Annotated in this window: 11 protein-coding genes; 3 read left to right on the forward strand and 8 right to left on the reverse strand. The window is 25.9% G+C overall.

Going from position 1 to position 10398, the window contains the following annotated elements:
* Window positions 1-10: 10 nt before the first annotated feature.
* From B2W91_RS19170 to B2W91_RS19195, 6 genes are all read right to left on the reverse strand, one after another.
* Window positions 11-478 carry a hypothetical protein gene (locus B2W91_RS19170; protein ID WP_291583830.1) on the reverse strand — a complete coding sequence of 156 codons (468 nt, stop codon included), beginning with the start codon at window positions 476-478 and terminating at the stop codon, window positions 11-13.
* 373 nt (window positions 479-851) lie between these two features.
* The gene (locus B2W91_RS19175) at window positions 852-2990 is read right to left on the reverse strand and encodes a M1 family metallopeptidase (RefSeq protein WP_291583832.1); all 2139 of its coding nucleotides are present in this window, start codon (window positions 2988-2990) and stop codon (window positions 852-854) included.
* A gap of 225 nt (window positions 2991-3215) precedes the next feature.
* On the reverse strand, window positions 3216-3662 hold the full coding sequence (locus tag B2W91_RS19180) for an NUDIX domain-containing protein (RefSeq protein WP_291583835.1): 447 nt from the start codon (window positions 3660-3662) through the stop codon (window positions 3216-3218).
* An 826-nt stretch (window positions 3663-4488) separates the two neighbouring features.
* Complete coding sequence (locus B2W91_RS19185) at window positions 4489-5109, reverse strand: DUF3793 family protein (RefSeq protein WP_291583836.1); 621 nt, start codon at window positions 5107-5109, stop codon at window positions 4489-4491.
* A gap of 36 nt (window positions 5110-5145) precedes the next feature.
* A complete protein-coding gene (locus tag B2W91_RS19190; protein WP_291583838.1) occupies window positions 5146-5571 on the reverse strand; it encodes a flavodoxin in 426 nt (141 codons plus the stop codon).
* A gap of 153 nt (window positions 5572-5724) precedes the next feature.
* Window positions 5725-6504, reverse strand: coding sequence for a GNAT family N-acetyltransferase (locus B2W91_RS19195; protein WP_291583840.1), 780 nt, complete (start codon window positions 6502-6504; stop codon window positions 5725-5727).
* A gap of 148 nt (window positions 6505-6652) precedes the next feature.
* Between B2W91_RS19195 and B2W91_RS19200 the strand changes: the two genes are divergently transcribed.
* From B2W91_RS19200 to B2W91_RS19210, 3 genes are all read left to right on the forward strand, one after another.
* Window positions 6653-7549, forward strand: a complete 897-nt coding sequence (locus tag B2W91_RS19200) for a hypothetical protein (RefSeq protein ID WP_291583844.1) — start codon at window positions 6653-6655, stop codon at window positions 7547-7549.
* A gap of 389 nt (window positions 7550-7938) precedes the next feature.
* A complete protein-coding gene (locus B2W91_RS19205) occupies window positions 7939-8145 on the forward strand; it encodes a hypothetical protein (protein WP_291583846.1) in 207 nt (68 codons plus the stop codon).
* Between the two features lie 295 nt (window positions 8146-8440).
* A complete protein-coding gene (locus B2W91_RS19210; RefSeq protein WP_291583848.1) occupies window positions 8441-9001 on the forward strand; it encodes a cob(I)yrinic acid a,c-diamide adenosyltransferase in 561 nt (186 codons plus the stop codon).
* Between the two features lie 122 nt (window positions 9002-9123).
* Here the strand turns inward: B2W91_RS19210 and B2W91_RS19215 are convergent, their stop codons facing one another.
* Window positions 9124-9606 carry a peptide deformylase gene (locus tag B2W91_RS19215; protein ID WP_291583850.1) on the reverse strand — a complete coding sequence of 161 codons (483 nt, stop codon included), beginning with the start codon at window positions 9604-9606 and terminating at the stop codon, window positions 9124-9126.
* 90 nt (window positions 9607-9696) lie between these two features.
* Window positions 9697-10398 (reverse strand): hypothetical protein (locus B2W91_RS19220; RefSeq protein WP_291583852.1); only part of this gene is annotated, 702 nt, incomplete at its 5' end.

Below are 10398 nucleotides of genomic sequence, written 5' to 3' on the forward strand. Positions count from 1 at the left end.
CCACAATCTATTATTCTAAAGTCTTCTTAAAGACTTTACCAATCATTATTTTTATAAAATAGCTTATTATTGTCGCAAAAAAAGATTCTAAAATAAAAGTTAACACAAAGCTTATTCTAAGATCTTGTGGATATAGTATCTTAAACCCATCTTTAGCAATTGCATAGGTAATTATGGATATAAATATTCCTATGATCATACTTTCCTTAAATAAGCTTAATTTTATCCTTTTAACTTCATTTATTTTTTTGCTTTTCATTATTATACCATTTTCCCATAACTTTATAGAAAGATATAACATTCCTATTGCAAGGGTAAAAAATGATATGGCAAACTCATAAAATGGCTTTTGTAATATAAAGAACTTATAAACTACATCTAAAAACAACCCTATTACTAATATAAAAATTGTATGCATTTCATAATTAGCAATTTCGCTTATAGTTTTTTCTTCTTCTTTAATATCCCTATTATCCATAAATATAATCCTCCGATGTAAGTCATATTTAAAAATTAGCTAGTGTAAGTATGCTTTCATTATAATATATTATCAGAACTTAATAGTTAAAAAATATTTTTTTTCTGACACAAAATACATTTGGCATTTTAAATTAGTTATTTTCTTCATATATTTAATAAGACTTAAGATAATATAATTGTAATATATTTCCTCAATTATTGTAACCCCATATAATAAAATTATAAACTAATTCATGGTTAATAAGGAGCATTTTCTGATTATCTTTATATTCAATTAAAGCTTATCGTTTATAAAATAAATACTTGTAAAATTTATAAATATAACTTTAGAGGCTGCAAAAATGACGTAAGCAATGCTCACGCCATTTAAACTAATCCATTTGGAAGAAATCTGAATATGGATTTTTCTCTTTTTTATCTACTAATCTTTCTCCATTATTAGAGTATACAATATATTCGTAAAAATTTGATCCAAATGATGTACTTTTAGTAACTATATCTTGAGAAGTACTCTCAAAATTTTCATCATCTGATATTTCACCATTCCAAAAAATCACTTCTGCTAAGTATTCTTCATTTTCAGGATTCTTATCCATAAATGCTCCAAATATATTTTCATTTTTAACATTTTTATCTGAAGTAAAGCCTTCTTTTGTAACTTTTTTATTTATTTTATTCTCTATTTTCTTATAAAAAGAGTTGCTCCATGAATTTCCTAATATTATTAAATTGCTATTTTTTATTGCATTATCATCAATTTTATTATCTTCTACAACTTCAAAATTCACATTCATCATTTCATATTGTAAAGTAAGTTTTTCAATTAATTTATTTTGTGCTATATTTTCTTTTTCTGAAACTCCTGTTGCTTTTACTAATGTGACTTTTTCTTCATTTAATCTTCTATGCATAATTCTAGCCAAAGAAAGCTCTGGAGTACTTTCCATCTGGAATAAACTGTCATATAATTCCTTTATACTTTTAGCTTGCAATTCTACCTGTCTTTCTGGTGATAATTTATATTCATCGCTTAAATCAAAATTAGGATCGTTTATTATATCATTAAAATGGTCTGCCATATCTTTACCACAAACTTCTTCTATTGTTTCTATTAATCCTTTTATAGTAGAGTTTTTAAACTTATATTTATTAAAATAAGTTTGCATAAGCTTATCAAATTTTTCTTCACCAACTTTTTTATAAAGCTCATATACTGCTGTTCTTCCTCTATCATAATAAACTTGGCTAAACATTCCATCAACTTCTTTATTAGTGGAAGTAATTTTTTTATTTGCTGGACCACTCTCATAAAGTAACATACTTTCAAAGCCATTTTCACTACCCTGAGTCTTATCTAAATAGTAGTATGTTGAAAAGTCTGCAAAGCCTTCATCTAAGAAAGATTCTGTCTCTGAATTATTTCCAATAATACCATGGAACCATTGGTGAGCTATTTCATGAATAAACACTGAATTCTCTTTAGGATTATTTCCGTCTACATTAAATCTTCCTAATTGTATTGCTCCTGTATATTCTATAGCAACGCCTTCAACATATGATTCAAATACATCAAATTCCTTATATGGATACTTACCAAATTTCTTACCAAAGAACTCAATAGCACTAAAACCCTCATCTATATATTCATTCATTAATTTATCTTTTTTCTCATCTCCACCTAAATAATGAATAGTCACAGTAATCCCATCTTTGGTCTTACTAGCTTTTTTGTAATCTTTACTAGCGAAGAAAACAAATTCTCTTGTATTTTCAGCCTTAGCTGAAACTATTTTTCTGTCTCCTTCTATTTTTTCCGTTTCAGCTCCTGTAATGCCCACATTAAACTCTTTAGGAACATTCAAATTCACTTCATAATTTGATGACTCGAAATAATCTGTCTCGAAATCTTTACTATAAGGAATCTCATTCCATCTCTTTTCTTTTTCATCATATACCGCAACTACTGGATACCAATGAACTGCTGAGAAAACATCATTGTAATATGATAATCTATTCATTCCAAAAGGAATTTTTACCTCAAACTCTATATCAAAAGAAATTTCTTCTGAATTTTTCAATACTTTTTCTAGTTCTACCTTTAATACTTGATTTTCTTTTGTGAACTTTAATTCTTTTCCATCACTGCTTTTAATAGATTTTATATCTATTCCTCCTAAAAAGTCTTCCGGCTTTTTATCTGGATTCTCCTTTGCTATCTTTTCATTACTATTTCTAAACATTTCAGTTTGTGTTTCTTTTTTATTATAAGCATCAGCAAAAACATTAAATGATATCTCTTTTAATTCATCTTTATATATATTTTTAAACTTAACATTTTGTTCTGCTGTTATAGTTTGATCTTTTTCATTTAAATTTGCATCTATTTTATAATTTATAAAACTGTTAGAATTATCAGCGCTACTTGCTGTAATATTTCCACATCCAACTAGCATTCCTGATATTATCATTGATGCTATTGCTAAAGATACAAGTTTTTTTATACTTTTCATTCCCATTACCTCCTAAAACACTTCCTCATATATATAAATTAAATTTACCCATCTGTATTCTACTATAATTTTATATTTATAGTACTTTTTAGTCCATTCATCAGACTTACATTTTTAAAGTCCAATCTTACAATATTGTAACAAAATAAATGGAATTAATTTCTCAGAATTAATTCCATTTATAATTTCTAATCTCTTAATAAATATTAACCATTAAAAATTAAGCTACACTTTATAATGCTCAATTAAATTTCTTAATTTTTCATACCATATTGGATAATAATTTAAGGCTTTACACTTTCTCTCTAGAAAAATAAAATATTTTATATCTATGTCCTTAAAGCTTTCATAATCATCTAGTGATATATACTTTATATCCTCTAATGTCCTTTCGGAAAATTCCAAGTCATCCTCTTCTTTAGAAATATAACCTAAAATCGGAATTTGATTTCCTATATCTATTAAATAAGTATTATCAACTATATTAAAAATGATTTTCCCTTCTACATTAGCTTCCTCCCTCAGTTCTCTAATTACAGCTTCTTCTGGGGTTTCTCCCTCATGCATTTTTCCACTAATAAAAAAGTGTCTAATTTGCCCATTAATTTTACCAATACCAAGTAACACGCTATCTTCTTCAATTATAACTGCTTGTGCTCTTTCCTTTGACATATTATCACCTATCTTTATTAATATATTTAGTAAAAATTACATTTTAAGAAGATACATTTAAAGCTATGTGAAATTTAAATTTGTTTCTTACTTTAATTAACTCTCACAATCAAACTTTACAATATAAAATAATTAAATATATATTATAAATTTTTCCATTATACATCAACTAAAATGTAAATTGCCTTTTATTATACCTTTTTATTATGTTTTGTCAAAATTTCATTAAATTTTAATTCATCAGCAACATATTTAAAGGTTTTTATCTCAAAAATCTATTCATCAAAAAATTTAGATAGATTCATTTCTGTTCTTTTTTCTATAGTGTCATTAAATATATCAAAATCTACTTTTTTCTTTAGATTTATTATAAATTCTTTAATAGAATTAAGTATATTATAAAGTACATGCAAGCTTCATAGAGAAATAGATATTGTATATATTGATTATTATTTTAAACTATAATTAGTAACTTTAGGTAATACCATATTATTTCCCTGCATTACACTTTTATACCCCTACTAATTAATATATTTTTATATAAATGACTATAAATTTATTTAATTTGTACTTAAATTATAATGAAAATATAATTAATAAAACTTACATTATATTTCTACAAACTTTTCAAATTTCCTCTATAATTCCTATAAATCCAAAAAATAGATGATTAGCCTACTAAATAAAATCTTATATTGAATTTATTTAAAATAAAATCCACAGCTTTAACCAATTTTTAGATAAAACTGTGGATTTTATAAGTTTGTTTGTATATCATGTACTAAAAAATATTATATATTTAAAGAAGATTGTTTGACCTATTTTCCTATGAGGCTATAGATAATACTTCTATAGCCTCGAATAGTTTTTTACCCTGACAAATGCTATTTACTATTTCTAGTTTTGCTTCATCAAAGTATTTAAAAGTTTGTAAGGCAGAGTCTCTATCATAATACACTTTCCAATATCCACAAAGTAAACATTCCTTATGTGGACTTTCTATAAATGTTTGTACATCATTTAGTGGAAATCCTAAAAATATTCCCATTTCGTGAGGACAAATTGAAATATCATATCTTTTTTTCAATACTTCTAGCTTTTCAGTTATAGACATATTTGGTTCATAGCCAAACTGTACTAAAAAATTTGTAACTCTTTTATCTTCTAATCTATTATTTAATAACTCTTCATTATAAAATAGTACTACTACTGCATTATTTGTTTCTTTTAACTCAAAGGCTTTTATCTTTAATCTATTTAATAATTCATGTTTATAACCCTTCCAGTTATTGCACATGTTTTTATCATGGTTACATAGGGTTACAGTGGTAGCAGCCTTAAGCCCTTTAATTGTAGGGGCAATGTTATAGGCTATCACATTAAACATATATTCTACATCATTTAAAGTATTTATTTTTTCCCTAAAAGCTTTAACTGCTAACTTCACTGTAATCACTCCCTTAATATTTTGATGATGTTAAAACTACTTTGCTAATTCTTTACCAAGCTCTAAACACTCTTGTTCTTTGCCTGAATCTGGTGTATAGTTAGCAATTAATCCTTCATTTATCACAATTGCACCATAACCAGTCATTCTTTCTTCCCAATCTCTCATCCATTTTCCATCTCCCCATCCGTACGAACCAAATAGGGCTATTTTTTTTCCTTTTACAGCGGTTTCTATTGATTCTATAAAAGGTTCCATTTCTGATTCCTCTAAAATTTCATCACCCATTGAAGGACATCCTAAAGCAGTCACGTCTGCACTATCTATATCACTAGTAGCTGCATCTGAGACAGCTTTTACTTCTACTTCTGCTCCTTCGCTTTTAGCGCCTTCTGCAATGAAGTTAGCCATAGTTTCTGTATTTCCTGTACCACTCCAATAAATTATTGAAACTTTACTCATAATAACACTTCCTTTACGAAAATCACTTTTAACTGAAATTGATTATCATTACCATCTATTTGTATTATATTTGTTATTTTTGGATTTGTCAACATCAAAAACCACATTTTTCATAAAAAAATGAAAAATGTGGTTTATCCAATAAATACACTCTTAGAAATTAACTATGACCCATACCGCTATATCCTCAAACCCTAAGTTTTTATATATGTTTTTTGCTTTAGGATTATCATAAAATAAGCAGGGGGTCCTTCCTTCATCTATAAGTTCCCTACATATCTTATAAACACAACTCATTGCATATCCCTTATTCCTATGGCTATTGTGAGTCATAACCGAAACTATCATTGCCAACTCTTTACTTTCTGCCGTAGTCGCTGCAGAAGCTAAAATTTTATTATTTTCTTTAATGCAATACACCCTTCCAAAGCCGCTATTAATTGCTGCTTTAATACTAGCAGGTGATGTTTTAAAATCATCAAACTCCTCTATTGTCTTTCTAAGACTATAAATTTCCTCTGCATCCTCCAGATTTGCCTTTATCACTGAAGCATTTTCTTTTATTAATAATAAATTATCTAAATATGCAAATTGATTAAATTTTACTTTATCATAAGTTAATACAGATAATAACTTAGTTATAGAAATAAGTTCTCCCCAAATCTGCTCTTTATCTTTATAACCATTTATAATCCTGCAAAATCCTTCTGTATCGTACTCTTCTATTATAGAGTGAAAATAAAATTGAGTATTATGTCTTAATAGTATAGCTCTGTAATTGTAATTTTCATCAAATTCAGCCCATATCTCTTGTAACCTATCATCAAAACCAAATTTCTCTAAACATCCTATAATACAAACATTAATTTCTTTATTTTTGTTTAGAAACTCTTCTAATTTCTCACTATGGCTTTCATTTAACTTTACAATCAAGTTGATTTCCTCCATAAAATTTCTAATATATAAATATATTCTATGAAATTAATATTTATGATTATAAAATTTATTTGAAAATAAGAATAATTAAGCCTTTATACTTCATATAATCTAACGATATCTCCATTTTGAAAGGAGCGTTTTTATGAAGTATTCTTTTAAACATATATTTCTATCTGTCATAAGTAAAAATAATACCGAAAAAACCTTAGACACTTTAAGGGAATATAATAAAATATTAGAAAATGCAAAAATTGAAACCTCTATTAAATTAAATAGATTTAAATATTTATGCTTGAACTGTAAATATATACATGAAATACTATGTAGTGATCTTTCTTATATTTCTTTAGAAGATATTGTGTCTAAAGATATTTTAGATAGTATTCATCTATCAAATATCAACTATCCTACCGAAGATACTATTATAGAACAATTATTTATAAGCAATAAAATAATTCAAAATATAGAAAGTAATTGTAAAAACTATAACAAATATATAAATGTAGTAAAGGATTTAAATAAATTTTTAAAGGATTGTAGGATTGATTACTCAAATGTAGAAAGACCGTATTTTCACTTCTCTAAAGATAAAAAGGGAAGTCCTATAGCCTTTTTTTGCCATATAAATTCGCCAGACTTTTCTTATACCGCAAATAATTTCAAAATTTATGGTTTTTATGGTGAGTATAAATCTTTATCGCAAAAAGGTAATTATATTCAAATGACTTTAGGATATAGCAATAATTTTACTTCTGTACTTGAGCTTAAAACTTTAGAAGTTGGAAAGGAAAAAGATTCAGACAGAGGTGCAACTGCACTTCAATATTTAATTAAAACTTTAATCCCTGAACTTAATCATATATTAGATAAAAAACTCAAAGAAGGAAATTTATCTTTAAGCAAGGAATTTAAAACTCAAATGCTTTATAGTAAAAGTAATTCTATTTCTGAAGGAGATATTAATGATGATAGAATACATTTTTATAAAAATAATGGCTTTACTATAAAAGGTAATAACTTTTATTTAAAACTCCAATAACTTTTATCTAATTCTATTAGAATATAAATATTTATAATATTATATTATTCATACAATTAAGCCCCTTTTACAGAGAAAGGATATGAATTTATCACATCCTTTCTTTTTGTTGATTATATAGTAATTTTTTCATTATATAACATTTTAACTATTTATTATATTTTCTAATTAATATCATATATCTATTCTTTTAATATATACATTATGAAATCAAGAAAATTATATTTTAATCTAGTTTTTTATTATATATTTTTTATTATATGCATATCTTTAATCACAATTTTTCATAATATGTATATATTATGAGTAGGAGTAATTATAAATGGACAAGCCATTCATAATTTTGACATTAAAGATAATAATTATAAATTAGTTGGGGGTAATTAATAATGTGTGATGGTTTATTTGGATTCTGTGATTTTGACGATCGCTGTGATAGAGACAGAAGATGTAGAAGAAAGTGCAGAAGAAGATGTGAAAGAAAATGCGAAAGAAGATGCGAAAGAAGACATTGTAGAAGAGACGATTGGAGTAATGATTGGGGCAATGAAGGCGATGACCTACTTTCTTTATTACTTCTTTTCTCCCTATTCTAATCTTGCTTCTATTAACTCACTATAGCGTTTGATACTAATTCTCTTAATGAGATTAAATAATAAAATTTTATATATTATAAATAATTTATAATTCTCTAGGATTGGTATTTAAATACCAATCCTTTTTAATATTTTATTGATTTTTAAAAAATATTTGCTAATAATTACTTAATTAATTACCTTTATCAACTAATAATCTTTATCCCTCCTGCAATTTAGTGTATAATTAAGATATAATTAAATACATACTAAAATAGATTAATAATATAAATATATAATTTTAGAGGTGATAACTATGGGTATTTATACAAAAGGTGGAGACAAAGGTTCAACTTCTAACCTAGCTGGAAACAGACTATTAAAATGCGACTTGTTAATTGATGTTCAAGGGCATATAGATGAATTAAATAGTCATGTAGGATATTTAAATTCTATGCTTTGTTTAAATCAAGGTATTAAACCTTCTGCTAGAAAAGAAATTTCAACTTTCTTAGAAGAAATTCAACATAAACTATATGTAACTGGTGTGGAAATCTCCTTAGAATTTAAAGAACCTAAAATTAAATCAGAGGATGTTACTGCTCTTGAAGAAGCTATTGATAAAATGACTAATTCAATGCCGGCACAAACTCACTTTATTTTATACAGTGGCTCTCCAGAAGGGACTTATGCACATGTAGCAAGGGCTATAACTAGAAGAGCCGAAAGAGCTTTCGTTGAATTAATTCATGAAAGAAATATAGATGTAGGGGCTAGCTATAAATATGTAAATAGATTATCTGACTATTTCTTTACACTATCTAGATATTTAAATCATCTACAGGGTAAAAAGGAAACTATAATGGAACTAAAATAAAATATACTCTATAGTATTAATAAAAATGAGATTAAAATTTATAATTAATTTTAATCTCATTTTTTATCCTCACTTCACAGTTAAATGTAATGTTAAACTATGAAGTGTTTTAATACTATAATCTATATTTCCATCTTAAGTGATTTATCATTAATTGCTCTTTGCACTGCTAGTATTCCATCTAAATGATCATATTCATGTTGTAATAGTTCTGATAAATCATCAGAAAGCAACATTTCACAATCATTCCATAATAAATCTTTATAAGAAATTTTACATTTTTTATATCTTAAAACTTTAACCTTTAGTTTTGGAAAGCTCATACAATCGTCCCAAAGTTCAAATTTTTCTTCATCAACAAACTGCAGCTTAGGGTTAATAAATACTACTGGTTTATCAATATACATGTAAATAATTCTTTTAAATACATCAATTTGTGGTGCTGCTATTGCTCTTCCACATTTATATTTTTTTCTAAATTCTATTAAAGTATCGTGCAAATCTTCAGCTATTTTTTTCACTTCTTCTAATTCTTCTTTTTTCACTTCACTTGATACTTGATATAATTTTTCATTACCTAATAATAAGATTTCTCTTATAGCCATATGTTCTTCCCCCTAAAACTATAATTTTCTTCATAAAGTTATGTTTTTTACAATAATTAAATAAACTTAGTTTCTTTAATTAAATATTTTTTATCTTAAAAATCCAAAATAATAGCTTTCACCTTTTTCAATTATTTCTTTATTATCTTTCAATGCTTTATTGCTAATAACAACTTTTATAACATCATTGACCATAGTTTCTTTTGCAATGCTAATTAAATAGGCTGGTCTACTAATCTTTCCTTTATCTTCATAGCATAAAAAATCTTCAACTTCTCTAAATGCCACTATTTTTTGTTCCACATCACCTATATAAATTTTTATATCTTCTTCACTTACTTCTGACCAAATATTATTGTTTTTATCCGATTCATCACTTACATATTTCATATTCTCTAATACTTTTGTTAAAGATATTGGAACAAAATGTATATTAACACTATGTTCACCATACCATCCGTGCAACCCATAAATTTCAAATTTATCTATTCTTACATCTAACTCTATATTTTCAATTAAATTAACATCATATAACCAGCATTCTAAGGCTTCTTTAGAATAATCTTTATTAAATATTGCTATATACTCCTCTTTCTCAGCTAAACATATTTCATAATATCCTTCTTCATTTCCTATAACTTTAATATCATTATTAGTTAAAGCTATTGGATTCTTTACTGGTGTCCCATCAAAGTAAGTAGTTCTTCCGCAAAGTCTCTTTAGCTGTACTGGAATATTGTACTCATCTCTATCTATAATTACCTTAATGTTAGTCATACTTTGGAATGTTTC

The organism is Clostridium sp. UBA6640, assembly GCF_002455975.1.
GTDB lineage: Bacteria > Bacillota > Clostridia > Clostridiales > Clostridiaceae > Clostridium_J.

Coding starts and splice junctions, on each gene's coding strand:
- B2W91_RS19170 (WP_291583830.1), bottom strand. CDS start 478: ATGGATAATAGGGATATTAAAGAAGAAGAAAAAACTATAAGCGAAATT.
- B2W91_RS19175 (WP_291583832.1), bottom strand. CDS start 2,990: ATGAAAAGTATAAAAAAACTTGTATCTTTAGCAATAGCATCAATGATA.
- B2W91_RS19180 (WP_291583835.1), bottom strand. CDS start 3,662: ATGTCAAAGGAAAGAGCACAAGCAGTTATAATTGAAGAAGATAGCGTG.
- B2W91_RS19190 (WP_291583838.1), bottom strand. CDS start 5,571: ATGAGTAAAGTTTCAATAATTTATTGGAGTGGTACAGGAAATACAGAA.
- B2W91_RS19200 (WP_291583844.1), top strand. CDS start 6,653: ATGAAGTATTCTTTTAAACATATATTTCTATCTGTCATAAGTAAAAAT.
- B2W91_RS19205 (WP_291583846.1), top strand. CDS start 7,939: ATGTGTGATGGTTTATTTGGATTCTGTGATTTTGACGATCGCTGTGAT.
- B2W91_RS19210 (WP_291583848.1), top strand. CDS start 8,441: ATGGGTATTTATACAAAAGGTGGAGACAAAGGTTCAACTTCTAACCTA.
- B2W91_RS19215 (WP_291583850.1), bottom strand. CDS start 9,606: ATGGCTATAAGAGAAATCTTATTATTAGGTAATGAAAAATTATATCAA.